We start from the raw sequence: 26,257 nt of genomic DNA on the forward strand, positions 1-26,257 counted from the left end.
TGATCTGATATTCCATGAAAAAATACATCCCGATCCTGCTGGCGGCGACGCTTCTGTCGTTTACCGCCTGCCAGAAGACCGAAAAACCCAAAACCGGAGACGAACATCACGCGCATGCCGAAGGCGAAGAGCACGCGCACGATCACGAAGGTCACGAACACAAGGAAGGCGAAGAAGAGGAGGAAGTAGAGCTGGGAGAAGCCCAGTTCCGCTCCGCCGGCATTTCGCTGGGAGCCATCGAAAAACGGGCGCTTTCCGGCACTATTCAGGTTACCGGCAGCCTGACGATGCCGCCGCAGCAGCAAATCAGCGTTTCGTTTCCGTATGGCGGTATTGTCCGGAATACGAGTCTGCTGCCCGGAAAATGGGTCAACAAGGGAGAAGTACTGCTGACGCTGGAAAACCCCGAGTTCATCACCCTGCAGCAGGATTTTCTCGAAGCGCAGGCCCAGCTTACCTACTCCGAAAAGGAATTCCGCCGGCAGGAGGAACTGAGCCGCGAAAACGTATCCGCAGCCAAAACTTTCCAGCGTACCAGTACGGACCTGGCTGCGCTGAAGGTGCGCCTTGATGCGCTGCGGCAGAAGCTGGCGCTGCTTCACCTCCAGCCGGCTTCGCTGGAAAAAGGCATTCTGCGCACGATACCGGTAACGGCGCCGGCCAGCGGCTATGTCACGGAAGTGAATATCAATACCGGCAAGGCCGTCCAGCCCAACGAAATGCTGGCCGAACTGGCCGATACGCGCTTTTTACAGGCAGAATTGAATGTCTTCGAAAAAGACATCCCGAAACTGAAAACCGGCCAGAAGGTTGACCTCCAACTGGCACAAACCAACCGGAAAGCGACCATCTCGCTGATCGGACGGGAGATATCTCCCGAACGCATGGTGAAGGTACTCTGCCGGCTCGGGGGCGACAGTCGCGAGCTGCTCCCCGGTACCTACTGCACTGCTACGATCGAAACGGGAGCGGCGCAGGTCAATACCCTCCCGGAAACCGCGGTGGTACGCTCGGGCGAAAAGCAGTACGTTTTTGTTTCAGAAGGACAGCACAAGGAAGAAGGAGGCGTACACTATCCCTTCCGGCGGGTCGAAATCAAAACGGGCACGTCGCAGAACGGCTTCACGGAAGTCTTCCTTCCCGACGGATTCGATATTCCCGGCAGCAAACTCGTCCTCAAAGGCGCGTATGACCTGCTGTCGAAGATGAATAATAGTGAGCATGGGCATTCGCACTAGAAGCTGTAGGCGATAAGCGGTAAGCGATAGGCTTTGAGCTACAGGTTGCTGACAATCCCGCTCAATTAGCCGATGGGCCTTTGGCAGTGATTTGCAATATATATTGCTATCAAACCTACCCGGCAGTTGACAGCCTACTGCTTAAAGCCTATTGCATACAGCCGTTACCACCCAAACTCCCCAACACCCCATGATACAAATTCTCATCGGATCATTGGTACTCAGCGTGTTGCATGCGTTGATACCCAGTCACTGGCTTCCGTTTATTGCGATCAGCAAGACGGAGCGCTGGCCGCTCGGCCGTACGCTGACCGTCACGGCCCTAGCCGGACTGGCACATACGCTGAGTACCACGCTTTTAGGGATGATTGTCGGCCTGGCCGGCTACGAAATCTCCGAAAGCTACCATGAACTGGCTGAGACCGTCATTCCCGCGGTTTTGCTCATGCTCGGGTTGTATTACCTCATGCAGCACTTCCGGCACGCACACGCGCATACCCACGTGGAGCCGCGCGACATGGCCGGCCGCAGCTATGGAGCGCTGCTGCTGTCGCTGTGCCTGGCGATGTTTTTATCGCCCTGTATCGAAATCAATGCCTTCTTTCTCAGCGCCGGGGCCATCGGCTGGCAGGCGCTGACGCTGGTGGCAGTTATCTACAACGTCGTGACGCTGGCCGGCATGCTCTGCATGGTGACGCTCGGTGTTTACGGACTCCAGCGGGTCAACGCCCACTGGTTCGAGCACCACGAACACCTCATCACCGGGCTGACGCTGATCGGCCTCGCCGTACTCAATCTTTTTCTCGAACACTAGCCTATGGAAACTGTTCAAGCGCCGGTCGCACCGCCCCAATCCGCGGAAGAATCGATTTTCCTGAGCCGCTGGCCGCTATGGGCCAGTCTGGTGCTGCTACTCGGTTTCCTGGCCGTGGCGCAGGTGACCACGGTACCGAAAGCGATTGAAATCATCCTCATGCTGGCAGCCTACCTGCTGGCCGGCCATGAAACCCTCCGCAAGGCGGGACGGAACGTCGCCAGAGGAGATTTTTTCAATGAATTTACCCTGATGACAACCGCCACGCTGGGCGCCTTTTACATCGGCGAATATGCCGAGGGCGTAGCGGTGATGGTTTTTTACGAAATCGGCGAGCTGTTTCAGGATCTTGCCGTCAGCCGTTCGAAACGTTCGATCAAAGCCTTGCTGGATGTACGGCCCGACCAGGTGACCGCCCTCCGGAACGGCCAGGCGGTGGATGTATCTCCCTTTGACGTCACGCCCGGCGAAGTCATCCGCGTAAAACCGGGGGAGAAAGTCGCGCTCGACGGCCTTCTGCTTTCTCCCGCTGTGAGTTTCAATACGGCGGCACTCACCGGCGAATCCCGCCCGGACACCCGCCGGGAGGGAGATTCCGTACTGGCAGGCATGATCAGCCTCGATCGGGAAGCCGAAATCCGCGTCACTACTGCGTTCAAGGACTCCAAGCTCTCCCGTATTCTGGATATGGTTCAGCATGCGACGGCCCGCAAGGCGCCGACGCAGCTGTTTATCTCCCGGTTTGCCAAAATTTATACGCCGATTGTGTTTGCGCTGGCGGTATGCCTGATTTTCCTGCCGGCGCTGTTCGTTTCGCCGTATGATTTTTCGACGTGGCTGTACCGCGGGATGATTTTTCTCGTCATCTCCTGCCCCTGTGCCCTGACTGTCTCGATTCCGCTGGGGTATTTCGGGGGAATCGGCCTCGCCTCACGTAACGGTATTCTTGTCAAAGGTTCCAACTTTCTGGATGTTCTGACGGAAATCAGGACCCTCGTATCAGATAAAACCGGCACCCTGACCAAGGGTACCTTTGAAGTACAGCAGGTGGAATCCGCGCTGCCTGACCGCAACGAACTCATCCGGCTGGCGGCGCTGATCGAAAGTCGCTCTACGCACCCGGTTGCTACCGCTGTAACCGCTTATGCGGCAGCAAACGGCATTACCCCGTCCGGTACCCTGAACGATTTGCGGGAAATAGCCGGGCATGGCCTTCAGGCGGTTATTGACGGAAAAACCGTTCTTTGCGGAAACCTCAAACTACTTGATAAAGAAGGCATTACCTACCCTTCCGATCTCAAAAACAGGGTAGAAACGCTGGTCGTTGTGGCACTTGACGGAAACTACGCCGGCTGCTTCACCATCGCCGATGAAGTCAAGGAAGATGCGGCAGAAGCCGTTCGGAAACTGGCGCAGCTCGGCGTGGAAACGGTGATGCTTTCGGGGGACAAATCGTCTGTGGTTCAGAAAGTTGCCGGCGAACTGGGCATCCGTACCGCATATGGCGATCTGCTTCCCGAACAAAAAGTGGAAAAAGTCCAGGCGTTAAAAGACGCCGGTCACAAGCTCGCGTTTGTGGGCGACGGCGTCAACGATGCGCCGGTAGTCGCCCTCGCCGACGTAGGCATTGCCATGGGCGGCCTTGGCAGCGACGCGACCATTGAAACGGCGGACGTCGTCATTCAGAACGATCAACCTTCCAAACTGGCTACTGCCATTCGCATCGGCAAGCTGACCAAATCGGTCGTCTGGCAGAATATCGGACTGGCGATGGGCGTCAAAATCATCGTCATGGCGCTCGGCGCAGGTGGCGTCGCAACACTCTGGGAGGCGGTATTCGCCGACGTAGGCGTGGCCCTGCTTGCCATCCTGAATGCCTACCGCATCCAGGCCCGGAAACTTTAAACCGTATTTTGTCTTCCAACCCATGCAGGCATGCCGGAAACCCCGGTGTGCCTTTTTTCTTGCGGGAAAATCGGAGTATCAATAGTCTTTTCTGTTTCAGGTGACGGTATTATCCCTGCACTTGCCTCACCTCTGCTATGATTCGCCTGCTTCTTTTCTGGACTTTGCTCCTGCCCTGCTGCGTCGCCGCGCAGACGATAGACCTTTCCCGGGCTACCGCCGTCAACCTCGTTTCCGATAAACAAGTACTCCGCCGCAGTCTGGATGTATTGCAGGAGGAAGTTCAGAAACGGACGGGTATCCGGCTGCCTGTTGCGACACGTATACCTGCGCAATCATTCATCGCATTGGTTCTCGAAAAAGACAAGCAGCGTTTGCCGGAAGGCTACCGGTCAGCAGCATCCATCGGTCCGGAGGGATACAGCCTGGTCGCAGGTCCGAAAGGCGTCGCCATTATCGGAAAAGATGCCCGGGGCCTGCTCTATGGCGTGGGCCGGTGTTTGCGGAAGATGGAAATGCGTGCCGGAAAGCTGACAATTTCTTCCGAAGCCACCCTTACCAGTACGCCGAAATACCCCATTCGCGGGCATCAGCTCGGCTATCGCCCCAAAACCAACGCCTACGACGCGTTTACGGTAGCCCGGTTTGATCAATACATCCGGGACCTGGCCCTGTTCGGCGCCAATAGTATCGAGATTGTGCCGCCGCGCACGGACGACGATGCCACGAGCCGCCACATGGTACTCCCGCCGATGCGGATGATTGCGGAGCAATCCCGTATCTGCGCCGACTACGGCCTGGACGTCTGGATGTGGTACCCGAACATGGGTTCCGACTACTCCCACCCCGATTCCGTCCGGAAAGAACTCAACGAACGGCGGGAGGTATTCTCGAAAGTACCGAAACTCGATGCACTCTTTGTTCCGGGCGGCGACCCCGGCGATCTCGAACCGGACGTATTGTTTGCCTGGCTGGAAAAGGAAGCCGCCGTACTGCGCGAGTATCATCCGAAAGCAAAAATCTGGGTTTCTCCACAGGTATTCCGCCCGACACAGGCCTGGTTTGATGCCTTTTACAAGCATGTCAACAAGGAATATCCCTGGTTTGGCGGCGTCGTATTCGGGCCGTGGATCAAGACGCCCGTGCAGGAAATACGCAAGCTGGTAAAGCCGTCCATTCCGATCCGGCATTACCCCGACATCACGCATAATTATGCCAGCCAGTACCCGGTTCCGCACTGGGATCTTGCCTGGGCCATGACCCTCGGGCGGGAGGCCATCAACCCGCGCCCGAACGATGAAAAAGCCATTCACAATGCCTTCGACGAATACGGAGCCGGCAGTATCTCCTACTCCGAGGGCACAAACGACGACGTCAATAAATTTGTCTGGAGCGATCAGGACTGGAACCCGGAAACGCCGGTGATCGAGACCCTGCGCGACTACGCCCGCCTGTTTCTCGGTCCGGATGTGGCCGAGCCGGTAGCGCAGGGCCTCCTGGCGCTGGAACAAAATGGCCGGGGTGCAGTACTTGCCAATGACCACATAGACCGGACGCTCGTGCAGTGGCAGGCACTCGAGCGAAGCGCTCCGGCAGCCGTCCTGAGCAATGCCCGGTTTCAAATGGGCCTGATCCGGGCCTATTTTGATGCTTATACCCGGAGAAGATTGCTGTACGAAACCGAACTGGAGCAGGAAGCCCGCGACCGGCTGAGCGCCATCGCTCCGGGCAGATCCCTCGCCGCCATCGCCGAAGCGCGGCAGCTTCTCGAAAAAGCCTGGAAAATGCCTGTTCAGGCGGCATTACGAAGCCGCTGCATGGCGCTCGGAGATTCCCTGTTCCGGAGTATCGGCGCGCAGCTGACGATCGAAAAGCACGGTGCTGCGGGAGGGCGGGGCAATTTCCTCGACAACATCGATATCCCGCTGAACGACGCGCCCTGGCTCCTCTCTCACCTCGCGCAGATCGAAAAAGTGGAAAGCGAAGACGAACGCCTCCGGCAGTTGGCAGAGATGCTTCACCGGACCGATCCCGGTCCGGGAGGGTTTTACGACCATTTCGGCGATCCGGCAAGCTGGAAGCGGGTACTCGGGCAGCTACCGTGGGAGCAGGATCCCGGCAGCCTGGTATCGCCGCGGGTAAGTTTCGGCGTCGGATTAGTAGGAGAAGAATGGGTGGACGAGATCAAAGCCACGGGTTTCAAAGGCCAGATCACGCCCCGCGCGTGGATGAAACAGGCGAAAGCGTTGTATAACCTGCCGCTGAAAATAGCTTATTCCGACCTGGACCGTACTGCCACCTACCGCATGCGTATTTCGTATACGGGCCGGTTTCGCTCACGGATGAAACTGGTGACAGACGACGGGAGCGTCATCCACGACTTCCTTCAAACCGGCGAGCAGCCGATTTTTGAATTTGACGTACCCCGCACTGTTACGGCCGACGGCGCCGTCACCTTTATCTGGAACTGCGGCGAAGGCGAGCGTGGCTCACAGGTGACGGAAATCTGGCTGATGAGGAAATAGCCTGGAGCAGAGGGCATGGGGTAAAAGAGTCGGGAGACTGCTTCTTTATCGGTTTGGGCTCAGCTCATTTCCGGACGATGACGTTCTTCCACCAATCGTCCTGACCATCAATGCTGTAGTAGACGCCAAAATCCAGCGAAGGAGTATCCCGGGTCTTTGAATGCTCGACCCGCAGGTAGTAATTTCCTTTGCGAAGCGGCAACATGACCGTTTGCCTCGCGTGGCCGGTCGCAGTGTTGTAGCTGATCCAGAGCCTGTCGTCCAGCCACAAACGGGTACCCGGCGAAGGAGTCAGCTGAAAAACATAATAGCCATCAGCAGTGATCGGGAGTACTCCGGCGATTTTCCCATCGGCAGTCCATTCTGCTGCCGTAATTTTCCCCGATGCATCTTGCTTTCGGTTGGGCTCTTTCGGGCGCAGAAAATCACCGGTCGTAACATGAACGGGTATCTCCCGATCATATAATCCGCTTGTGGAGAATGATTTGACTCTCAGGCCGTCGGTTTTATCCACAATTAAGGCTCTATCCACACGCGTTGATTGAGCGTTGGGGATCGAGCCGTCAGTCGTGTACCGGATATCAGAATGATCCGTTTCCAGCAGTAATTTGATGGGTTTACCGGGAACAACAATCCCGCCGGTCAGGTGAAAACTCACGTTTCGGGTATAATATCCGAGGTAAGCGAATTTCAGGCCGTCGTAGTTGCCCTTGAAGGTGGTGGAGCTATGCGTTTCGTCCTCATACAGCTCGGAATCCCACCGAAGTCCCTCCGGATGAAGGCTCCGAAGCGTACTGTCCATGGCGTCCCGGCGCATGTAGTGATACGAGTATCCGTTGCGCCCGCCCATATGCAGTACCCTGTTGCGAAATTTTGTACCGGGAAGTACCTGCGCGGCGAAGCCCGGAAAATAGCCGTTGGCATAATGCAGCGCAGCGTCCGCAATCACGTAGTACTTGAACGTATCCGGCGTTTTGAGCAACGCATACAGGGCAAACATGCCGCCAAAGGATGAGCCGCAAAGGCCGTTATATCCGCTGGTCCGGTACTGTCGGTTGATATGGGGAAGTAATTCGCGATTGAGAAATCCGAGGAAGTTTTGCGCGCCGCCCGAGTAAGCTATTTCCGGCGTCGGTTTGGGGGTAAGGTCCCTGTCCCTCAGGTTATACCCGTCCAGATATCGGTTCGGAACACTCACGATGATGATCGGCGGCATAAAGGAAATCGCACGAAGGTAATTGTGGATCATCGAGAAGGTATACGCGTTCCACTCTCCGTCCAGCACATACCAAACGTCATACCGGGCGGTATCCTGCCTGTAGGCTTTCGGCAGGGCGATTTCGATGGGGCGAGTCTCTTTCAGTATCGGGGAATAAAGCGAATCCCGGATCCATTCCTGGGCCATCGCGCCGGATGAAAGCGCGAGAAGGAAGGCGAGAAGGAAGGCAAGAAGGACGGGTACTCGCTTCATGATACTGCCTGTTTGGGTTGACGCATGGGGCAAAGGGCAGAGGGAGGACGGTTGCCTACCCCATGCCCTTTGCCCTCTGCCCCCCTGCTTATTCCGCCAGCAACTTATCCATCAACCGGTTAAAATCCTCCACGTACTGATCGTAGTACTTCCCGGTACCGGGGCCGGAGAAACCGGTGTGGATTTCACGGACTTTGCCCGTTTTGTCGATGTAGATGGTCGTGGGATATCCCATGATCCGGTTCAGCATCGGCAGCGTAGCGGAAGCCGTCTGATCGGCTGCGCCTGCCAGTACCACCGGATACGGAATCTGGAAGCGGTCGACCATGCGTTTGATTTTTGGCGCGGCGACAGCAAAATCGTCGCTGCGTTCGTACGACAACCCGAGGATTTCTACGCCGCGCTTCGCATTTTTCTTATACCAGGGGACGAGAAAGTTGGTTTCGTCCATGCAGTTCGGGCACCAGGAACCCATGATCTGGAGAATGACGACTTTTCCTTTGAAACGGGGGTCGTCGAGCGTCACCTTTTTACCGGACTGTGCATCGGGAAAACTGAAGGAAACCTTGTCAAATCCGGGTTTCAGAAAGGTCAGCGATTTTTCGTCCGGCAGCGCCGCTTTTTCATCTTTCACCGAAACAAAAGAAGCGTGGCCGCTCAGGCCGCTGAAGTAATCTCCGGAAATCTTGTCCTTTTCGAGGCGCGCCTTGAAGACAAACAGGTGCGAGCCATCATACGCGGAAAGGAAGAGGCTGTCGCCCACGATATCACCGTCGAGGAAGCGGTAATCGCCCGTCGGCGTCAGAAATGAAGCCGAAACACGTGAGCCTTTTTGTTCAAACAGGCCTACTGCTTCGGACGTCTTTCCGTCTGCCTGTTTGAAGGTCGCGGCATATTTTCCGGCGATGTTCCAGGAAGTCGGCTTCGGTTGCGGCGCAAACCGGTATTCTTTTCCGAATTCGGCGCGGAAGGGAAGGGTGAGCACCGCTTTTCCGCGCTTCTTTTTGTAGACGCCGGTCATCTGATTACCGGCTACTTTTCCGACCAGTTCGGCGTCAAAAAGCTCCATCGGAATATGCAGGGAATCACCTTTCAGGGTAGAAGCGTCCATCTTGAGGCGCTCTTTTCCGTTGATCGCCCAGACATTAAATGTGTTGGCAGCGCCGGCCGGCTCAATCTGCAGTCCGAACGGCAGGGCGCCCCCCTTGTTGAAGACTTCGGCACGCCAGATTCCTTTTTGTACCTGGGCATGGGCGAGGCTTCCGAGCAGGACTCCCGTGGCAACCAGAAAGATTTTTTTCATAGGGAAGACTGATTATCAATGAAGTAAGGAAGTGCAAATGGTAATTTCAGTTCAGACTTCGCAAAACAGTTGATTTACAATTGTAAATTTTGTTAATCTTGTAACTGAAACTCCGGATTACTCTACTAAATAACAATGGTAGTAGGGAAAGTTCCCCGTCCGGGCGCGCATATTTTTCAATCGGGTTCCGAACATGTCTTCTGCTTTCGATTACCACCGTCCGGTCATGCTGGAGGAATGCCTGGAAGGGCTCAATATACAGCCGGATGGCATTTACGTGGATGTGACCTTCGGCGGCGGAGGACACTCGAAAGCAATTCTGGAGCGGTTGGGCCCCGATGGCCGGCTCGTTGCCTTTGATCAGGATCCGGATGCCCGGAATGAGGCCCGGAAACTGGACGACAACCGGCTGTTGTTCGTCGAAGCCAATTTTCGCTATCTGAAAAAGTTTCTCCGGGTACACGGCATCAAGCAGGTCAACGGGATTCTGGCCGATCTGGGAATCTCTTCCCACCAGATTGACGTACCCGAGCGGGGCTTTTCGACGCGGTTTGACGGCCCGCTCGACATGCGCATGAACCCGAATGCCGAATTTTCCGCCCAGCAGGTCATCAACGAATACGGAGAGGCCGAGCTGCATAAGATCTTCGGGCTGTACGGCGAAATCAAGAACGCCCGGACCCTCGCCGCTGCCGTGCAGGCCGCGCGCATGAACCAGCCGATTCATACTGTTCAGGATTTCCGGAATGTACTTCAGCGCTTCGCCCCGAAAGGAAAAGAGTTCAAGTATTTCGCGCAGGTATTTCAGGCTGTCCGGATCGAGGTAAACGAGGAAATGACCGTGCTGGAAGAGTTCCTGACGCAGGTGCCGGAGGTACTCGCTCCCGGCGGGCGACTGGTTGTGATGAGTTATCATTCCCTGGAAGACCGTCTCGTCAAAAACTTTATCCGCGCCGGAAAGTTTTACGGTGAAGCGGAAAAGGATTTGTACGGAAACGAGCTGAAGCCGCTGCGGTCGGTCACCCGGAAACCCGTAGAAGCCACCGCCGAAGAAATCGCCCTCAACCCCCGCGCCCGGAGCGCCAAACTCCGGATCGCCGAACCGAATATGGTCTGATCTATGGCATCGAAGTGGTCTAAATCGCTGGCCCGGTATTTCCAGGTCGGGCAATGGATGGGGCAGTCGACGCCCGGGCAAAAGATGTTCAACGCCTTCTGGGTGGTGTGCCTGTTGATTCTGTACGTCGGCTGGGTACTCCGCGGCGAGTCGCGTATCCGGCAGACAGACCGCCTCAAGCGGGAAATCGGCGAGCTGAACGCCGAGCTGACCTACGAAAAATCCAAGCTGATGCAGGAATCGCGCCAGTCTAAAATCGTGCAGAAAGTAGCGCCTATGGGGCTGCAGGACTACCGGAATCAGCAACCTCCTGTCAAAGTCGTCGTTCCTACGGAGTAATTCAACCTTCTTATCATCATGGCTGAGTCCAGTAACCTGAAAAGGCGGATCTTCATCCGGAGTATCATCGTATCGGTCGGACTATTGCTTTTCAGTATTGCCATCGCGGCCCGGATTGTGTATGTCCAGCAGGTCGAGGGTAAGGAGTGGAAAGACCGGGCTGAAAATTCACGCTACCGGATTATTCCGGCAACGCGCGGAAATATTTTTTCGGACGATGGCAGTCTTCTCGTTACTTCCGTGCCGGAATACCGGGTAGGGATTGACCTCAGCGTAACGGTCCGGCACGCTGCCGATTCGGCACATTTCTTCAAAAACCTCGATTCCCTCAGCATCCACCTCGGTAAAATCCTGAAGGAGCCATCATCTACAATCCGCCGGCGGATTGTACAGGGCCGGAACAACCTCCTGCAGGTCATGGCCTATAATCAGGCGCAAACCGATACCGCCAAATGGGAAACCGAACCCCGGTACCTGTCGATCAGCCCGACGCCCATTACTTACGAAAAAAAGAAATGGCTCTTTGAGCAGACCAAGTGGGCTGTCCTCCGGAAAGCGACAGCCGAGGAAAAAAAGAAGGATAAAGAGCTGGAGCGCCGGGTATTCCGCTTCCGCTGGATGCCGCTCGACAGCGTCAAACTTTTCTCTACCGGCCTCAATTTTGAGCTCGTACCGAATCGGGATAAACCCTTTGGCAATACAGCGTCCCGCCTGCTGGGCCGCACCGACGACTCCCTTGTGAAAGACCCGCAGGGATCAGTAGTTGCCGTTATGCGCGGTGCGACAGGTATCGAGAAGAGCTTCAATGGCATGCTCGTCGGCCAGGAAGGCCACGGCTGGTTCGAAAACCTGCGGGGCAGCTGGCGACCGATCAACGAAGAAGATTCGCACCATGCCGTTCCGGGGCTGGATCTGTATACCACGCTGAATGTCAATATGCAGGATGTGACGGAAGCAGCCCTGCTCAAGGCCGTCAAGCGGTATAAAGCGAAGTATGGCGTGGCGATTGTGATGGAAACGCAGACCGGGGAGATCAAAGCCCTGGCGAACCTCCATCATACCCGCGACAGTACGTATGTCGACGATCAGAACTTTGCTGTCAACTACCGCATCGCTCCCGGATCGACGTTCAAACTGGCTACGATGATGTCGGTTTTTGAGGAAACCAAAGCATCTCCCAATGACCTCGTGAATACCACCGGCGGGCAGTATCTCCACCTTCACGACTCGAATAACCGGGGCTACGGTATTATTTCGCTGTATGGCGCCTTTATCCGCTCTTCGAATACGGGGATGGCGCGGACGCTGGTTCAGTATTTCGGGAGCAAACCCAATACGTTTGTCGACTACCTCCATAAATTCCACCTGGCGGATAAGCTTGATTTTCAGGTGGAAGTAAGTCGTGGTAATGAAAAACCGGAGGTTCACCGCCCCGGCGACCGGCTGTGGAGCAACAAGTCCCTCCCGACGATGGCTATCGGCGAAGAGCTCCGGATTTCGGCGATGCAGATGCTGGCTTATTACAATGCTGTCGCGAACAACGGCTACTGGATTCAGCCGATTGTCGTGAAAACAGCCAAGCGCGGCGAGCTGGTCGAACGTGATTTCACCCAGACACAGCGCCGGGACAGCCAGAAGATCTGCTCTGAGCGAACGCTGGGTATCGTGAAGAAAATGCTGGAAGGGGTACTCGAAGACGCCAACGGCACGGCGCGGAGTATCGCTCCCCTGACCTACCGCATCGCCGGAAAAACGGGGACGTCCATCAAATTCGACGGCAAAAAGAAAACCCGGCTGTACTACTCATCTTTCGCCGGCTATTTCCCGGCGGAGAAGCCCCGCTATACCATTTTTGTAGCGCTGGATGAACCGCATAACCCTGAAACAGGTATGTCAGCGTATGGCGGCACAGCTGCGGCACCCGTTTTCCGGGAGATTGCCGATAAGGTACGGGCTCTCGATCTGCAGATGCACCGTACCCTCCGCGGAAAAGCGCTGCTAACCTCTGAGTGGCAAAACGAACTCGGAAATGCCCACCCGTCTGATCTCCGGCAAATTGCCTCGGGCCTCGGGATTCCGACCAATGCCAGCGGCTGGGACGAAGCGCCGCGTGGCTCCACCCGCAAAGTACCCAACCTCAAGGGTATGTCGCTGCGGGATGCACTGTATGTACTCGAAAACCGGGGATACCGGGTGCGCTATACAGGTCGCGGGCACGTATTCGCCCAATCGCTGGAACCCGGGACAGACCCTGTGGATAAATCCATTGTACTGGAATTGAAATAATACGGCAACTACATCAAAAAAGCCGGACGATACCGCCCGGCTTTTTTGATGTATCAACCGGTAGATCAGTCGTTTCTATCAATAAAAATGCTCCCGGTTTCAGAGGGGTAGTTTGACGGCGCATTCAACCTGCGTCGATCATGATCCGCTTTCTTTTTCTCTGGCTGATACCCATTCTGCCGGCAGCCGCTCAGCTTTTCACCGACCGGGAGACCTACTCCTGCCATGCCGGTCTGTATTCCGCGCTGCCATTCTGGCTGCAACGCAATACCGGCGGTATACTGACGGGCAACGGACCACTGGCTGCTGCCCGTTTCGCCATCCACGCTGATTATCAAACACCTACACATACTCGCTCCTACCTTCGCCGGCGGTTCTGGGATTGGGGTTATGGCGCTGAAATTGCGCTGACGGGAGGAAGCACAATCCATGCTGTCGTTCCGGAAGGGTATATCAAGGCAAAAGCAGGCCGAATGGAACTTTCCCTTGGCAGGCGAAACGAAGTGGCAGGCCTGGCAGATAGTGTGATGGGTACCGGTCCCTTCGCGTGGTCGGGCAATGCGCTGCCGGTGCCAAAAATCGCGCTGCACCTGCCGGAGTGGACGCCGCTGGCGCACGGTCGGCTATCGGTGCGGGCAGGCATTGCGCATGGCTGGCTGGACGAGCCGCGGGCCGTCGTCCGGCACGTGCGCCTGCATCAAAAGTACCTGTATGGCCGGTGGCAGGGCCGGCGGATCGAATGGATGGCCGGTATCAATCACCAGGTTCAATGGGGTGGCCGGGTCAGCGCGGCATGGTTGCGGGAACACCCCGAGCAGGCCGCTTTTTTTCAGCCGGATGGTACGTTGCCAACCGATGGTGCCGCCTGGTGGTCGGTTTGGACCGGCGCGCGCGTTTCCGGTCATCATTACAACGCCTATGATGCAGGCGAACGGGTGGGTAATCACCTGGGGACGATTGACGTCGCCGCTTTCCTGCCTGAGACCGGGCTGCTGTTCTACCGTCAGCAGCCCTATGACATGCCCTCTTTGCTCGGGCTGTCGAATGTGGCGGATGGCCTGACCGGCCTGCGTTTCACGCGGAGGGAAGGCATCCTGCGGCTACTTGTACTCGAATACCTGTCTACCCTGAATCAGGGCCGGGGCGGCCGGTGGACGGAGGACTACTTCCGCCATGCACAGTACCTGCAGGGATGGACCTACCACGGGCAGGTAATCGGGACGCCCTTCGTCTCGCCCGAACGAAACCGGGTTGCAGTTATCCACACCGGATGGAAAGCCGTCTGGGAAAATGAAACGGGGCTGGAAGGGAAGCTCTCGTATGTCGCCAGCGCCGGATACGCCAGCGGGCTCCTCCGCCTGACACTTCCCGCCCGGTTACGCCTGGGCGGAGAATGGGAAGGAGCCCTCGCCGCAGATACCGGCCCGGTATTCCGGTGGGCGGTATCCATCGGGTGGAAAAAGCAATGGGGACTTTCGGAAGAAAACGTATCCGATGCGGTGCGCTACCGCCGGAAATACCGGCGGTGATCAGGCCAGCTCCATCACGGTCCGTTTGTGCTCACGCCCCCAGCGGATCATTTCCAGAATGATAGCGGAAAAGGTACGGCAATAGTCTGTGAGCTCATATTCGATCTGAGACGGGAAGTCCTCGCATACCGTACGGGTGACGAGCGCGTTGAGTTCCAGTTCCTTCAATTCCCGCGATAAGGCCCGGGGCGTAATACCCGGCAGGCTCTGCTGAATGTCTTTGAACCGCTTGTTTCCGTTACATAACGAGTTGATCACCGGAAGCCTCCACTTCCCTCCGATAGCGTACAGGGCATCCTGAAGCGCACGCGCTTCCTCTGATTGGTTCCGTATCATGTGACTTTTTTGAGTGTACTATACTCCGGTATACCGCGCCGGAAGCGCATGCCGGCGGTACTTAGTTTTGCGCAAAAAAAAAGCGATGAAAACTCTTCAAAACAAAATTGCCCTCGTGACGGGCGGAAACAGTGGAATCGGGTATGCAGCTGCCAGGGTACTGGCCGAACGGGGTGCTACCGTCGTCATCACCGGTCGCCGCCGGGAGGCCGTCGAAACTGCCGCGCGGGAACTTGGCGTATTTGGCTTTACCGCCGATCAGGCTGTTCTGGAAGATACAAATGCGCTGGTTCAATACATCCGCGAACAATTTGGCCGGCTCGACATCCTGTTTATCAACGCCGGAATTGCCGGCGGAGGTTCCAACATTGAAAACACTACCGCAGAGTACTTCGATACGATGATGAACATCAATTTCCGCGGGGCGTATTTCACCCTGAACCGGTTCATTCCGCTGTTGCCGGAAGGTGCGTCCGTCGTGTTTCTGTCCTCCATCGTCGCGCAGATGTACGCGCCGCAGAGTTCCGTTTACCAGGCCAGTAAAGCTGCGCTCAACTCGATCGCCAAAACTGCCGCTGCCGAGCTGGCTACCCGGAAGATACGGGTAAATATTGTTAGCCCCGGCCCTACCCGAACAGAAGTGCTGAACAAATCCGGTCTCAGCGAAGCGCAGCTACAGCAGGTTTTTGACCACCTGACCGAGCGGATTCCCCTGAAAAAAATCGGTACAGCCGACGACGTCGCCGGACTCGTCGCCTACCTCAGTGAAGACCAGGCCGGCTTCATCACCGGTTCGGAGTTTGTCATCGACGGAGGGCTTACCTTGTAAACAAAACGAGCCGGCCGGAGTACCCGGTCGGCTCGTTTCATTTTTGTGTCAGCAATCAGATATCCGATAACTCCAGCCAGCGTAGTTCCTTCTCTTCCAGCAGGTTGGTAATTTCCTCGACTTCTGCCGCCCAGGCAGCAATCTGCTGGTAGTCACCCTCGCCGCCGTTCATCTGTTCCGTCAGCCGGGTCTTCCTGCCTTCAAGGTCCGCGATATCAGACTCCAGACTTTCCAGTTCTTTCTGTTCCTTGAAGCTGAGCTTGCGTTTGGAGGCTGTCGCGACCGGTTTGGGGGCTTCGGCTTTCGGTTTCGGCGCTTCTGCGACAGGAGCCTGGCTCAGGCTCTCCCGGTAGTCGGTGTAGTTGCCGGGAAAATCCCGGATAACTCCTTCCCCCTCAAATACAAACAGGTGTTCAACGAGCCGGTCCATGAAGTACCGGTCGTGCGAAACCAGTACGATACACCCCGCAAACTGAAGCAGGTAATCTTCCAGGACGTTCAGCGTCTGGATATCCAGGTCGTTCGTCGGCTCATCCAGAATCAGAAAGTTCGGGTTCCGGATCAGTACCTGCAGCAGTTGCAGACGCCGTTTTTCACCACCGGACAGCTTTTCGACTGCCGTGTATTGTTTCTTGGGATCAAAAAGAAAGTGCTGCAGAAACTGGCTCGCTGAAATCGTTTCGCCGGAGCCCAGCGTAATCACTTCCGCGATTTCCTTGACGACGTCAATGACGCGCTGACCCGGTTTAAAATCGGGTTCAGACTGGGTGTAATACCCGAACCGTACTGTCTCACCGACATCGATCAACCCCGAATCGGGCTGTTGCGCTCCCGTCAGAATATCGAGAAAAGTAGATTTTCCGACGCCGTTTTTACCGACAATACCTACCCGTTCCTTCCGGCGAAATACGTACCCGAAGTCTTTGACAATCTTCAGGTTACCAAACGCCTTTTGAATATCGCTCAGCTCGATGATCTTGCTGCCGAGGCGGGTCATGCCGATGTTCAGTTCAACGTTCGACTCTTTCCGCTCCTGGCTGGCCTTGTCTTTCAGGTCATAAAACGCATCGACGCGGTACTGGGCTTTGGTACCCCGGGCTTTGGGCTGGCGCCGCATCCATTCAAGCTCACGGCGGAGGAGGTTCTTCGCCTTGTCTACTTCGGAGGCTTCTGCGTGCTGACGTTCTGCCTGTTTTTCAAGGAAGTACGAATAGTTTCCCTTGTGCCGGAAGATACTTCCCTCCGTCAGTTCGAGGATTTCGGAGCATACGCGATCGAGGAAGTACCGGTCGTGCGTGACCAACAACAGCGTCGTATTCGCAGTCCCGAGGTAGTTTTCGAGCCATTCAATCGCTTCGAGATCGAGGTGGTTGGTCGGCTCATCCAGAATCAGGAGATCCGGTTCTTCGATCAGTACCTTCGCCAGGGCTACGCGCTTCCGCTGGCCGCCTGACAGTTGCCCGACGGGCTTGTCGAAATTGCTTTCCGCGACGCCCAGCCGGCCCAGAATCTGTTTCACCTTCGCCTCGTAATCCCAGGCTTTGAGTGCTTCCATTTTTCCGGCGGCTTCGGTGATCCGGTCGGTATCGTTGTGCGCGAGAGCGTTTTCATACTCCCGGATGACGGCGAGGAGCGGACTGTCTCCGGCAAAAAGCGTATCCAGAACAGTCACAGCTTCCTCGAGCGCCGGTTGCTGACTGAGGTATCCTACCCGAACCTCTTTCCGGATACTGACGGCCCCTTCTTCCGGCGCCTGCCAGCCGGCCAGGACATCAAGCAGGGACGTTTTACCCGTACCATTCCGGCCCACAAGCGCCACTTTGTCGCCCTTGCTGAGCCCGAATGTAATATTCCGGAAGAGCCAGCGCTCACCGGTTGACTTGGACAGCCCTTCGGCCGATAAATAATTCATGACAATCGCTTCGTTAACTTCTTCTCGAACGGTCGATCAGGTAAAAATCGACCAGCACCAGGGCTGCCATTGCTTCGACAATAGGCACGGCTCGGGGAACCACGCAGGGATCGTGGCGGCCTTTTCCGGAAACGACTACAGGATTTCCGTGGACGTCTACCGAATCCTGGTCTTGCATAATCGTCGCGACAGGCTTGAACGCCACGCGGAAGTAGATATCCTCTCCGTTGGAAATGCCACCCTGAATACCTCCGGAGAGGTTGGTGCGCGTCCGGACCCGCCCCTGCTCATCCGTATAGTACTCGTCATTGTGCTGGGAGCCGTATAGTTCAACGCCGTCAAAGCCCGAACCATACTCAAAACCTTTCACCGCGTTGATCGACAACATCGCCTTGCCAAGCTCAGCATGCAATTTGTCAAATACCGGTTCACCCCAGCCCGCGGGCACGCCTGTGCATACGCAGGAAACCACGCCGCCGATACTGTCACCCTTTTTACGGGTTTCATCGATGAAGGCAAACATCTGTTCAGCGAGGATAGGGTCAGGGCAGCGGACGGCATTTTCTTCCGCCAGCGCGATGGTCAATTGCTGGTACGGCGTTTCCAGCTTCATCGGGCCTACCTGCGATACGTAGGCTTCAATCGAAACACCCAGTTCTTTCAGTACCAGCTTTGCCAGGGCGCCGGCCGCCACGCGGGCAGCTGTTTCCCGGGCCGAAGAGCGGCCGCCACCGCGGTAATCCCGGACGCCGTACTTGGCGGTATAGGTATAGTCGGCGTGAGACGGACGGAATTGCTCGGAAATATGGCTGTAATCCTTGGAGCGCTGATCTTCATTCGGGATGACGAGGGCAATGGGCGTACCGGTTGTTTTTCCTTCGAAAACACCGGATAGAACCTGGAATTCGTCGGCTTCCCGTCGCTGCGTGGTGATACGGGACTGACCCGGCTTCCGACGGTCGAGCTCCTGCTGGATAAACGCTTCGTCAAAAGAAATACCGGCGGGGCATCCGTCGACAACCACGCCGATCGCCTTGCCGTGAGATTCTCCGAACGTGCTGATTTTGAATAGTGTTCCGTACGTACTGGACATGGACCTGCTGAATTAAAGAGCCGCGCTACCCGCGCCGGCCCCGGATAAAAATATATAACATGCCCAGTGCCATAATCGTCAGCACGGCATTCGCAATGCTGAGTATATTGGCCTGGACATTGATGAATGGCCTGGACGAATCGAGGTCCTCAATTCCGGAGAAAATAGATCCTCCCGGATCACCCGTACTGGCGCCTGCAACGCGTTCGCCGGTACTTTTCAGGACAACGGCCGACTGCCAGTTCACATATTTTCCGGTGGATGGATTGAAGAAAATCCAGCGAAAATACGTGCTGAGCGGGAAGTTTCCGGCCTGTTTGGGGATGATCTGGAAAGTAAACGTCTTTTCGGCGGTCACAATTCCCCTTCTGCGGGTGACGGATTGCAACACCGACGGAGAGTAGAAGTCAAAGAAGCTGTCGTTTTCCGGTGTTGTGATCGCGACCGGCGTCAGGTTGCCGACGCCGCTGATGGTCACCCGGTACTGAACGCTCTTCCCCGTCCGGATGACTCCGCCCCGGAGCTGCTCGCGCACGGTATACGATCCGATGACGGCCTGATTTTTTCTCGGATCAGAAGGAAGGGGCTTCGGTGTAACCGTCAGCGGCTGCGACGTAAACGTCATAAACTGCTGTTTCTTCCCTTTAGGCGTATTAACGGTCATTTTCAGGCTTACTGCCGGAAAGTGAATAGGCTCCGTATTGAATGGGAAATAAACTGCCTGAAACAGGCGGTACTCCGTGTATTTCCTTCCCCGGATTGTGGTCTGGTACACCTGGGGCTGGCCGCGTATGCCAAAATTTTCTTCCCAGCAGTTGACAGGGCGGATCTGCTTCAGAATCGCGCCGAGCTGCATGTTCAGCGCGTAGAAATCCATCTCAAGCGGGTTGTCGTCCGCCACAAAAAAACCGAGAGACAAACTGAACCCTTCCCCCGCAAATACCTGATTCCGATTGGATCGGAGAGAAAGGAAAGCTGCCGCTTTGGCATCGGCCGGAGCCGTGTCTTCCTCCTCTGCCACTTCTTCCTCGGGTTCGCCTTCCCTGGCGGCCGCGTCTGTCACATTGACGCTTCCTCCGGGGGATACCACCGTCTGACCGTTGACTGTCATCGTAAACGGCGGAATGTCGTAGGTACCCGGCTGGCTTGGAATATAATTTTGGGTGATGCGCTGAACGATTTCGGTCCGATTCCCGATTGTATTGGTGGAAGTCGTGGTGGTGGTACCACGCCGGCTCATTCCCTTGATATCGGGAAAGCGGTCATACTCGCGCTGCTCACTTCCGGTGATGACGACGGTGATCGAATACGGGCGTCCGGGAGACACAACAGCACTCCCCAGCTCGATCCGAACAGCCGGTTGCTGGGCAAAAACAAAAACTCTTGAAAAAGAACAATAAAAAAGTAGTAAAATCAAATATATTTGTCGCGCCTTCATCGTTACAAAGATAGGCCGAAACTGATGGCCGCCAGCCATTTGTTGTACCTTAAACCACCGTCACACCATGTCTATAACTCTCTTAGAATATGTCAAACTAATCTTGCAAAAGGTAAGTTTTGACGCAAGGCTATTTGAAAAGGAACTACGTAAAGCAATCCGTCAGCTGATTCCGGCGGAAGTAAAAGAACTCAAAATGTGGTGCTATGCCCAATTCGGCAAAGTGTACTACCGTATCCTGCGTCGTTGCTTTGCGACGGTACGCTTTCGCAAACTTCGACTCGCTCAAGAATAGTTTGTGGTGATTTTAGGGAAAGCCAAAAATCCCCGTTCGGTCTCCGACGGGGATTTTTTATGCGGTAATTTTTCAGACTATCAGCGATCAAACGTCATCCGGCGGCCCTGAGCCGACTCGTCAAGCGCGCCATCCCGGTACGCCAGGTGCCCGGAAACGAACGTATGCGTGACCGACGACCGGAAGGTATGGCCTTCCAGCGGCGACCAGCCGCACTGGTAGTAAAGCGACTCTTTCGTGACGGTATTCGGCTTCTCCAGATCCACCAATACCAGATCCGCCCAGTATCCTTCGCGGATATACCCGCGCTCTTCGATCCGGAAACAATCTGCTACCGCGTGCGACATTTTCTTCGCTATGGTTTCAAGCGATATCTTCCCGTCGTGGTAAAACTCCAGCATCAGCAGCAACGGGTGCTGTACCAACGGTAACCCCGATGGCGCGCTCCAGTAGGGCTGCTGTTTTTCTTCCCAGGTATGCGGGGCGTGGTCGGTCGCGATAACATCGATCCGGTCATCGAGCAGGGCCTGCAGAATACGCTGCTTGTGGCCGTCTGCCTTCACTGCCGGGTTGCACTTGATCTGATTGCCGAGGGTCTCATAGTCCCGGGCGTCAAACCAGAGGTGATGCACGCATACTTCCGCCGTGATGTGTTTTTGTGCTTTGACGGATGCTTCGACAGAAGAATCTCCGTAAAAACCTTTCTCAAACAAGCCTGTCTCCTCTCCCGTCGTAATGTGCAGGATATGCAGACGGGTACCGTGCTTTTTCGCCAGTTCTACTGCCATCGAGCTGGATTTCAGACAGGCCTCCACATTCCGGATTTCAGGGTGTACCCGCGCCGGAGGGTTATCGCCGTACCGTTCTTTGTACAGCGCAACATTGGCCCGGATAGTAGCCTCGTCTTCGCAGTGCGTCGCAATCAGGTAGGGCGCGTTGGCAAAGAGCTGACCGAGTACTACCGGATTGTCTACCAGCATATTACCGGTCGACGAGCCCATAAAAATCTTCACACCGCATACCTGGCGGGCGTCTGTCCGCATGACTTCGTCGTAGTTGTCGTTCGACGCCCCCATGTAAAAGGAGTAATTCGCAAGCGAGGTACGCGCCGCGATGGCGTATTTATCTGCCAATAGTTCCTGCGTCAGGGCATTCGGTACGGTATTCGGCATTTCCATGAAGCTGGTTACGCCGCCGGCTACGGCTGCACGGGCTTCGGAGCCGATGGTTGCCTTGTGGGTCAGACCGGGTTCGCGGAAGTGTACCTGGTCGTCGATGACACCGGGAAAGAGGTATTTGCCGTTTGCGTCAATGACTTCGTCGGCGGTGAGACCCGAAAGCCCTGTTCCGATTTGTTCGATGCGTCCGTTGCGGATAAATACGTCCGCTTCGCGGATCTGCCCTTCGTTGACGAGGCGGGTATTGAGGAGAAGTACGGATTTCATTCCTGTCAAATTTCGGCAAAGGTACGCGTCCCAACCAAACCGAATACCCTTTCTGTGAAGTCTGTGTCGTCTGTGAGACATTAAAACAGCTCACAGACGACACAGACTTCACAGAAAAAATGAAGCGGGGCTGTTTCGTTCGGATCGAAACAGCCCCGCTTTGTCATCAGGTATTGCTTTATTTCCGTTGCAACTCCGCAAATTCCTTCGCGAAATACGTCAGGATGATCTTCGCTCCCGCCCGTTTGATGGACGTCAGCGTTTCGAGCATGACTTTCTGCCCGTCAATCCAGCCGTTCTGCGCGCCGGCCTTGATCAGGGAGTATTCTCCGGAGATGTTATAAGCCGCAATCGGAAGCGCAAAATTGTCGTTCAGCATCTTGATGATATCCAGGTACAGCATCGCGGGCTTCACCATCAGGTAGTCGGCGCCTTCCGCATAGTCAAGTTCAGCTTCAATCATGGCCTCTTTGATGTTCGCGGGATTCATCTGATACGTCTTTTTGTCGCCGAATTTCGGGGCCGACTCCAGCGCATCCCGGAAGGGGCTGTACAACGACGACGCATACTTGGCCGTGTACGACATAATTGCCACGTTCGTAAAGCCGTTGTCGTCCAGAATTTCCCGGAGATACCCGACCCGTCCATCCATCATATCGGAGGGTCCGAGGATATCCGCGCCGACCTGCGCCTGGGCGAGGGCCATTTTTCCGAGGATTTCAAGGGTTTCGTCGTTGAGGATTTCACCGTTTTCGACGAGGCCGTCGTGGCCATCGGAGCTGTAGGGGTCCATCGCCACATCCGTCATCACGACGACATCCGGAAAGCGGGATTTGACCGCATGAATCGCTTCCAGGTACATATTGCCCGGGCGATGGCTTTCGGTGGCGAAGCGGTCTTTCTTTTCTTCTGCCAGGCCGGGGAAAATATCAAACGTCTTGATACCCAGGTCGCGGCAGTAGGCGATTTCTTCGAGGAGGTTATCGAGGGAATGCCGGTAAATCCCCGGCATGGAAGCGACTTCCTTTTTCACACGGGTTCCTTCTACCAGAAAAACGGGAAGGATCAGGTCGTTGACGGATACCGTCGTTTCTTCGACCAGCGCTCTGACCGCCGCATTGGTACGCAGGCGGCGGGGACGACGAATAATGTTCATGGCACGAGCATCTTGTTCAAACGCCCGCAAAGCTACGGTGCGGTTTTCAGTTTTCGGTTTTCTGTTTTGAGTTTGGGGTGAATGGGGAGGAAATGTTTACAGTTTACGGTTTTCGGTTTTCAGTTTGGGATGAAAGAGCTATCCCGGAAACCCAACTGAAAACTGAAAACTGAAAACCGCGTCTCAGAATGCCGCCACCACCGCATACCCAATCATCACCAGGCACAGTACTATTTTCATAAACATACCTGCCAGAAAACCGAGGAAAGAGCCAAAGGCGGCCTTGAGCGCGTTTTGGTGAGACAGGCCGGCGATCAGCTCGCCGGCGAAGGCCCCGAGAAAAGCGCCCAGAAACAGGCCGCCGGGGATGGGTACAAACAAACCGGCGATCAGCCCCAGGGTGGTACCCCAGGCGCCGTAGGAGGTACCCCCGAATTTTTTCACACCCCAGATCGGCACGTAGTAGTCCAGTACGGTGATGATCAGGGTAATGATACCGATGACGATCAGCGCCGGAGTCGATACCTCCGCGTAGCCTGATCCTTTGAGCAGGAGTAATCCGAGGAAGCTGAGCGGAGGGCCCGGCAGAGGAAGAACCGCTCCGGCAAGTCCTGTCAGCAACGCGGCGATTCCGAGAATAAGCAGCACGATTTCCATGAACGAAAGGTAGCCGTCTTCCCGAAAGCAAAAAAGCCACCCCGATGAGGATGGCTTTTGAGACGGATAAAAGGGTTCTGGAAAGGATTACTCCGTGCTTTTGACGGGATTGAGCTTTTCCATCCCCTTTTCCGAGGCCGATTGCTCTGCTTTTTTCTTGTTGAAGCCGGAGCCGGTGGCAAAGACTTCGTTGTCAATCAGCAGTTCGGCAATAAACTCTTTATGCCGGGCGGTTCCTTTTTCGGTCACGTCGAACCGGACTTCCCGCCCTTCCCGCTGCGCCCACTCGATGATCTGAGACTTGTAATTGATATTGGTTTCAACTACTTTGTCCAGGTCGAAGTAGCTCGACAACAGGCGTTTAAGAATGAATTTCTTCGTAAACTGAAATCCCTTGTCCAGGTAAATTGCCCCGACAAAAGCCTCCAATGCATCGCCGTACATGGAAGTCCGGGTAAGGACAGTCCGCCGGTTGGGATCGTATTCGACGAGCTTGTCGAGTCCGAGCTTGCGGGCGACCAGATTCAGCGATTCCCGGTTCACAATCCGCGAGCGGATTTCGGTCAGGAAGCCTTCGTCCTTGTACGGATACTTCTTGAACAGGTATTCTGCTACGACCATCCCGAGTACGGCATCACCGAGGTACTCCAGTCGTTCGTTCGACAGGCGGAGGTCCTTCCCGGTTACCGGCTTACTCACCGACGTATGCATAAAAGCCAGGCGGTAGAGTTCGAGGTTGGACGGGCGGGTCCCAATGAGCGTAGCTACCGCCTTTTTCAGCTTCTTTTCCTTGTCGGAAGGAGATCTGAAAAATTGGGTCAGTGGGTCAAAGACCGTTGATACAAACAGCGGTAGCAGCACAGGATAACAAGTTAAGGTTGACCGGCTGGTGTGGACCGGTCGGCCGGGCTAGATTTTCTTAAATACGACGCAGGTATTGTGTCCGCCAAACCCGAAGGTATTGCTGATGGCCACGTTAACCTCACGTGTCTGAGCCTGGTTGAAGGTGAGGTTCAGCTGCGGGTTGATGTCCGGATCATCCGTGAAGTGGTTGATCGTCGGCGGAATGGTCTGGTGTTGAATCGCCAGAATCGCCGCAACCGCTTCAATAGCCGCCGCACCACCCAGCAGGTGACCGGTCATGGACTTGGTAGAACTGATGTTCAGCTTCGTCACGTGGTCTCCGAACAGTCGCTCGATCGCCTTGAGTTCCTGAGGATCTCCGATGGGCGTCGAGGTACCGTGGGTATTGACATAGTCGACTGCTTCCGGAGCCAGACCGGCGTCTTCAAGCGCCAGTTTCATACACATAAACGCGCCGCGACCGTCGGGGTGGGGAGCTGTAATATGGTAGGCATCGGAAGACATGCCGCCTCCAACGATTTCGCAGTAAATTTTGGCGCCGCGGGCTTTGGCGTGCTCGTATTCTTCGAGAACAAGAGCTGCGCCGCCTTCTCCGAGGACAAAACCGTCGCGGTCTTTGTCGTACGGGCGGGAAGCCGTAGCCGCATCGTCATTGCGTTCTGAAAGGGCCTTGAGGGCGTTGAAACCGCCGACACCCGCCTGGGTAACGGCTGCTTCAGAACCGCCTGATACACATGCGTCCATTTTACCGAGACGGATGTAGTTAAAGGCGTCGATCAGGGCATTTCCGGAAGACGCGCAGGCCGAGACCGTCACATAGGTGGGTCCGCGGAAACCGTGCCGGATCGAGATCAGGCCGGAGGCGCTGTCGGCGATCATCTTCGGGATAAAGAACGGATTGAAACGGGGGGTCCCGTCTCCGCCGCCAAACGAAAGTACTTCGTCTTCAAAGGTCTTGAGACCGCCGATACCGGCTCCCCAGATCACACCAACCCGGTCGAGATCGAGTTTTTCTTTATCGAAGCCCGCGTCTTCAATGGCCTGGTCGGCCGTGACGACAGCGTACTGGGTAAACCAGTCCATCTTTCGGGCTTCCTGGCGAGGAATGTACGACTGCACATCGAAGTTTTTAACCTCACAGGCGAAGCGCGTCCGGAAGCGGGTGGCATCGAACCGGGTAATGCCAGCAGCGCCGCTGACACCGTTTTTCAGACCGTTCCAGTACTCGTCTACCGTATTTCCAATGGGGGTAAGAGCTCCAAGTCCAGTAATAACAACTCGCTTTAATTGCATAGCGGAATGGTTTTGGGTAATCACGACAGGTATTTCCGGACCACCCGGCCTTTCAGCGAAAGTAGGGTGTATTTTCCGGAAAGTGAACCTGACCGAGCAAAATCAAAAAAATGTGCTAATCCGAAAAGGGACATAAACATGCCCATTTTCAAATTAGCACCGCTGAAAGAGATACTTACTTGGCGTGTTCTTCCAGATAAGCAACAGCTTGTCCGACCGTCGTGATCGTTTCAGCCTGATCATCAGGAATGGACACGTTGAATTCCTTTTCAAATTCCATGATGAGTTCCACGGTATCGAGCGAGTCAGCACCGAGGTCGTTCGTGAAGCTAGCCTCGGGGGTTACTTCCGACTCCTCCACGCCCAATTTGTCAATGATAATCTGCTTGACCTTAGCTGAGATTTCTGACAT

At 55.6% G+C, this 26,257-nt stretch carries 22 protein-coding genes; 10 read left to right on the forward strand and 12 right to left on the reverse strand.

Annotated features, from left to right (window positions below; translation table 11 throughout):
- Window positions 1-14 precede the first annotated feature (14 nt).
- From BLR09_RS11735 to BLR09_RS11750, 4 genes are all read left to right on the forward strand, one after another.
- Complete coding sequence (locus BLR09_RS11735; RefSeq protein ID WP_093202061.1) at window positions 15-1,238, forward strand: efflux RND transporter periplasmic adaptor subunit; 1,224 nt, start codon at window positions 15-17, stop codon at window positions 1,236-1,238.
- Window positions 1,239-1,428: 190 nt separating this feature from the next.
- Window positions 1,429-2,052, forward strand: a complete 624-nt coding sequence (locus BLR09_RS11740; protein WP_093202064.1) for a hypothetical protein — start codon at window positions 1,429-1,431, stop codon at window positions 2,050-2,052.
- Between the two features lie 3 nt (window positions 2,053-2,055).
- Complete coding sequence (locus BLR09_RS11745) at window positions 2,056-3,957, forward strand: heavy metal translocating P-type ATPase (protein ID WP_093202066.1); 1,902 nt, start codon at window positions 2,056-2,058, stop codon at window positions 3,955-3,957.
- A 137-nt stretch (window positions 3,958-4,094) separates the two neighbouring features.
- On the forward strand, window positions 4,095-6,482 hold the full coding sequence (locus tag BLR09_RS11750; protein ID WP_093202069.1) for a glycoside hydrolase family 20 zincin-like fold domain-containing protein: 2,388 nt from the start codon (window positions 4,095-4,097) through the stop codon (window positions 6,480-6,482).
- A gap of 64 nt (window positions 6,483-6,546) precedes the next feature.
- Here BLR09_RS11750 and BLR09_RS11755 read toward each other — a convergent pair whose 3' ends face one another.
- Complete coding sequence (locus tag BLR09_RS11755; protein ID WP_093202072.1) at window positions 6,547-7,953, reverse strand: alpha/beta hydrolase-fold protein; 1,407 nt, start codon at window positions 7,951-7,953, stop codon at window positions 6,547-6,549.
- Between the two features lie 88 nt (window positions 7,954-8,041).
- Window positions 8,042-9,256, reverse strand: a complete 1,215-nt coding sequence (locus BLR09_RS11760; protein ID WP_093202074.1) for a peroxiredoxin family protein — start codon at window positions 9,254-9,256, stop codon at window positions 8,042-8,044.
- 193 nt (window positions 9,257-9,449) lie between these two features.
- Here BLR09_RS11760 and rsmH point away from each other — a divergent pair, with 193 nt between their 5' ends.
- From rsmH to BLR09_RS11780, 4 genes are all read left to right on the forward strand, one after another.
- Window positions 9,450-10,373, forward strand: coding sequence for a 16S rRNA (cytosine(1402)-N(4))-methyltransferase RsmH (rsmH, locus tag BLR09_RS11765; protein WP_245689911.1), 924 nt, complete (start codon window positions 9,450-9,452; stop codon window positions 10,371-10,373).
- Between the two features lie 3 nt (window positions 10,374-10,376).
- Window positions 10,377-10,712, forward strand: a complete 336-nt coding sequence (locus BLR09_RS11770) for an FtsL-like putative cell division protein (RefSeq protein WP_143011080.1) — start codon at window positions 10,377-10,379, stop codon at window positions 10,710-10,712.
- An 18-nt stretch (window positions 10,713-10,730) separates the two neighbouring features.
- The gene (locus BLR09_RS11775) at window positions 10,731-12,998 is read left to right on the forward strand and encodes a penicillin-binding protein (protein ID WP_093202079.1); all 2,268 of its coding nucleotides are present in this window, start codon (window positions 10,731-10,733) and stop codon (window positions 12,996-12,998) included.
- A gap of 140 nt (window positions 12,999-13,138) precedes the next feature.
- Window positions 13,139-14,527 carry a capsule assembly Wzi family protein gene (locus BLR09_RS11780; RefSeq protein WP_093202082.1) on the forward strand — a complete coding sequence of 463 codons (1,389 nt, stop codon included), beginning with the start codon at window positions 13,139-13,141 and terminating at the stop codon, window positions 14,525-14,527.
- Here the strand turns inward: BLR09_RS11780 and BLR09_RS11785 are convergent, their stop codons facing one another.
- Window positions 14,528-14,863 carry a winged helix-turn-helix transcriptional regulator gene (locus BLR09_RS11785; protein ID WP_093202084.1) on the reverse strand — a complete coding sequence of 112 codons (336 nt, stop codon included), beginning with the start codon at window positions 14,861-14,863 and terminating at the stop codon, window positions 14,528-14,530.
- 85 nt (window positions 14,864-14,948) lie between these two features.
- Here BLR09_RS11785 and BLR09_RS11790 point away from each other — a divergent pair, with 85 nt between their 5' ends.
- Window positions 14,949-15,692: an SDR family oxidoreductase gene (locus BLR09_RS11790; RefSeq protein WP_093202876.1), complete on the forward strand. Its 744-nt coding sequence runs from the start codon at window positions 14,949-14,951 to the stop codon at window positions 15,690-15,692.
- Window positions 15,693-15,747: 55 nt separating this feature from the next.
- On the opposite strand, the gene BLR09_RS11795 is transcribed toward BLR09_RS11790, so the two are convergent.
- The 3 genes from BLR09_RS11795 to BLR09_RS11805 are packed head-to-tail and all read right to left on the reverse strand — an operon-like array spanning window position 15,748 to window position 20,024.
- Complete coding sequence (locus tag BLR09_RS11795; protein ID WP_093202087.1) at window positions 15,748-17,604, reverse strand: ABC-F family ATP-binding cassette domain-containing protein; 1,857 nt, start codon at window positions 17,602-17,604, stop codon at window positions 15,748-15,750.
- A 13-nt stretch (window positions 17,605-17,617) separates the two neighbouring features.
- Complete coding sequence (gene aroC / locus BLR09_RS11800) at window positions 17,618-18,697, reverse strand: chorismate synthase (RefSeq protein WP_093202089.1); 1,080 nt, start codon at window positions 18,695-18,697, stop codon at window positions 17,618-17,620.
- 25 nt (window positions 18,698-18,722) lie between these two features.
- Window positions 18,723-20,024: a BatD family protein gene (locus tag BLR09_RS11805; protein WP_245689912.1), complete on the reverse strand. Its 1,302-nt coding sequence runs from the start codon at window positions 20,022-20,024 to the stop codon at window positions 18,723-18,725.
- Between the two features lie 178 nt (window positions 20,025-20,202).
- Between BLR09_RS11805 and BLR09_RS11810 the strand changes: the two genes are divergently transcribed.
- Window positions 20,203-20,430 carry a hypothetical protein gene (locus BLR09_RS11810; protein ID WP_093202095.1) on the forward strand — a complete coding sequence of 76 codons (228 nt, stop codon included), beginning with the start codon at window positions 20,203-20,205 and terminating at the stop codon, window positions 20,428-20,430.
- Window positions 20,431-20,510: 80 nt separating this feature from the next.
- Here BLR09_RS11810 and BLR09_RS11815 read toward each other — a convergent pair whose 3' ends face one another.
- From BLR09_RS11815 to BLR09_RS11840, 6 genes are all read right to left on the reverse strand, one after another.
- Entirely contained in the window at window positions 20,511-21,875 is a 1,365-nt protein-coding gene (locus BLR09_RS11815; protein WP_093202097.1) for a dihydroorotase, read from the reverse strand.
- Between the two features lie 178 nt (window positions 21,876-22,053).
- Window positions 22,054-23,031, reverse strand: a complete 978-nt coding sequence (gene hemB, locus BLR09_RS11820) for a porphobilinogen synthase (RefSeq protein ID WP_093202100.1) — start codon at window positions 23,029-23,031, stop codon at window positions 22,054-22,056.
- A gap of 183 nt (window positions 23,032-23,214) precedes the next feature.
- On the reverse strand, window positions 23,215-23,688 hold the full coding sequence (locus tag BLR09_RS11825; RefSeq protein ID WP_093202102.1) for a DUF456 domain-containing protein: 474 nt from the start codon (window positions 23,686-23,688) through the stop codon (window positions 23,215-23,217).
- Between the two features lie 87 nt (window positions 23,689-23,775).
- Complete coding sequence (rnc, locus tag BLR09_RS11830; RefSeq protein ID WP_245689913.1) at window positions 23,776-24,549, reverse strand: ribonuclease III; 774 nt, start codon at window positions 24,547-24,549, stop codon at window positions 23,776-23,778.
- Between the two features lie 48 nt (window positions 24,550-24,597).
- Window positions 24,598-25,845 carry a beta-ketoacyl-ACP synthase II gene (fabF, locus tag BLR09_RS11835; RefSeq protein ID WP_093202105.1) on the reverse strand — a complete coding sequence of 416 codons (1,248 nt, stop codon included), beginning with the start codon at window positions 25,843-25,845 and terminating at the stop codon, window positions 24,598-24,600.
- 175 nt (window positions 25,846-26,020) lie between these two features.
- On the reverse strand, window positions 26,021-26,257 hold the full coding sequence (locus BLR09_RS11840; RefSeq protein WP_093202107.1) for an acyl carrier protein: 237 nt from the start codon (window positions 26,255-26,257) through the stop codon (window positions 26,021-26,023).

This window comes from Siphonobacter aquaeclarae (genome assembly GCF_900103285.1).
Classification (GTDB): domain Bacteria; phylum Bacteroidota; class Bacteroidia; order Cytophagales; family Spirosomataceae; genus Siphonobacter; species Siphonobacter aquaeclarae.

Bases quoted from the DNA above. Each gene is read 5' to 3' on its own strand.
- BLR09_RS11735 (WP_093202061.1), top strand. From the start codon at position 15: ATGAAAAAATACATCCCGATCCTGCTGGCGGCGACGCTTCTGTCGTTT.
- BLR09_RS11740 (WP_093202064.1), top strand. From the start codon at position 1,429: ATGATACAAATTCTCATCGGATCATTGGTACTCAGCGTGTTGCATGCG.
- BLR09_RS11745 (WP_093202066.1), top strand. From the start codon at position 2,056: ATGGAAACTGTTCAAGCGCCGGTCGCACCGCCCCAATCCGCGGAAGAA.
- BLR09_RS11750 (WP_093202069.1), top strand. From the start codon at position 4,095: ATGATTCGCCTGCTTCTTTTCTGGACTTTGCTCCTGCCCTGCTGCGTC.
- BLR09_RS11755 (WP_093202072.1), bottom strand. From the start codon at position 7,953: ATGAAGCGAGTACCCGTCCTTCTTGCCTTCCTTCTCGCCTTCCTTCTC.
- BLR09_RS11760 (WP_093202074.1), bottom strand. From the start codon at position 9,256: ATGAAAAAAATCTTTCTGGTTGCCACGGGAGTCCTGCTCGGAAGCCTC.
- rsmH (WP_245689911.1), top strand. From the start codon at position 9,450: ATGTCTTCTGCTTTCGATTACCACCGTCCGGTCATGCTGGAGGAATGC.
- BLR09_RS11770 (WP_143011080.1), top strand. From the start codon at position 10,377: ATGGCATCGAAGTGGTCTAAATCGCTGGCCCGGTATTTCCAGGTCGGG.
- BLR09_RS11775 (WP_093202079.1), top strand. From the start codon at position 10,731: ATGGCTGAGTCCAGTAACCTGAAAAGGCGGATCTTCATCCGGAGTATC.
- BLR09_RS11780 (WP_093202082.1), top strand. From the start codon at position 13,139: ATGATCCGCTTTCTTTTTCTCTGGCTGATACCCATTCTGCCGGCAGCC.
- BLR09_RS11785 (WP_093202084.1), bottom strand. From the start codon at position 14,863: ATGATACGGAACCAATCAGAGGAAGCGCGTGCGCTTCAGGATGCCCTG.
- BLR09_RS11790 (WP_093202876.1), top strand. From the start codon at position 14,949: ATGAAAACTCTTCAAAACAAAATTGCCCTCGTGACGGGCGGAAACAGT.
- BLR09_RS11795 (WP_093202087.1), bottom strand. From the start codon at position 17,604: ATGAATTATTTATCGGCCGAAGGGCTGTCCAAGTCAACCGGTGAGCGC.
- aroC (WP_093202089.1), bottom strand. From the start codon at position 18,697: ATGTCCAGTACGTACGGAACACTATTCAAAATCAGCACGTTCGGAGAA.
- BLR09_RS11810 (WP_093202095.1), top strand. From the start codon at position 20,203: ATGTCTATAACTCTCTTAGAATATGTCAAACTAATCTTGCAAAAGGTA.
- BLR09_RS11815 (WP_093202097.1), bottom strand. From the start codon at position 21,875: ATGAAATCCGTACTTCTCCTCAATACCCGCCTCGTCAACGAAGGGCAG.
- hemB (WP_093202100.1), bottom strand. From the start codon at position 23,031: ATGAACATTATTCGTCGTCCCCGCCGCCTGCGTACCAATGCGGCGGTC.
- BLR09_RS11825 (WP_093202102.1), bottom strand. From the start codon at position 23,688: ATGGAAATCGTGCTGCTTATTCTCGGAATCGCCGCGTTGCTGACAGGA.
- fabF (WP_093202105.1), bottom strand. From the start codon at position 25,845: ATGCAATTAAAGCGAGTTGTTATTACTGGACTTGGAGCTCTTACCCCC.
- BLR09_RS11840 (WP_093202107.1), bottom strand. From the start codon at position 26,257: ATGTCAGAAATCTCAGCTAAGGTCAAGCAGATTATCATTGACAAATTG.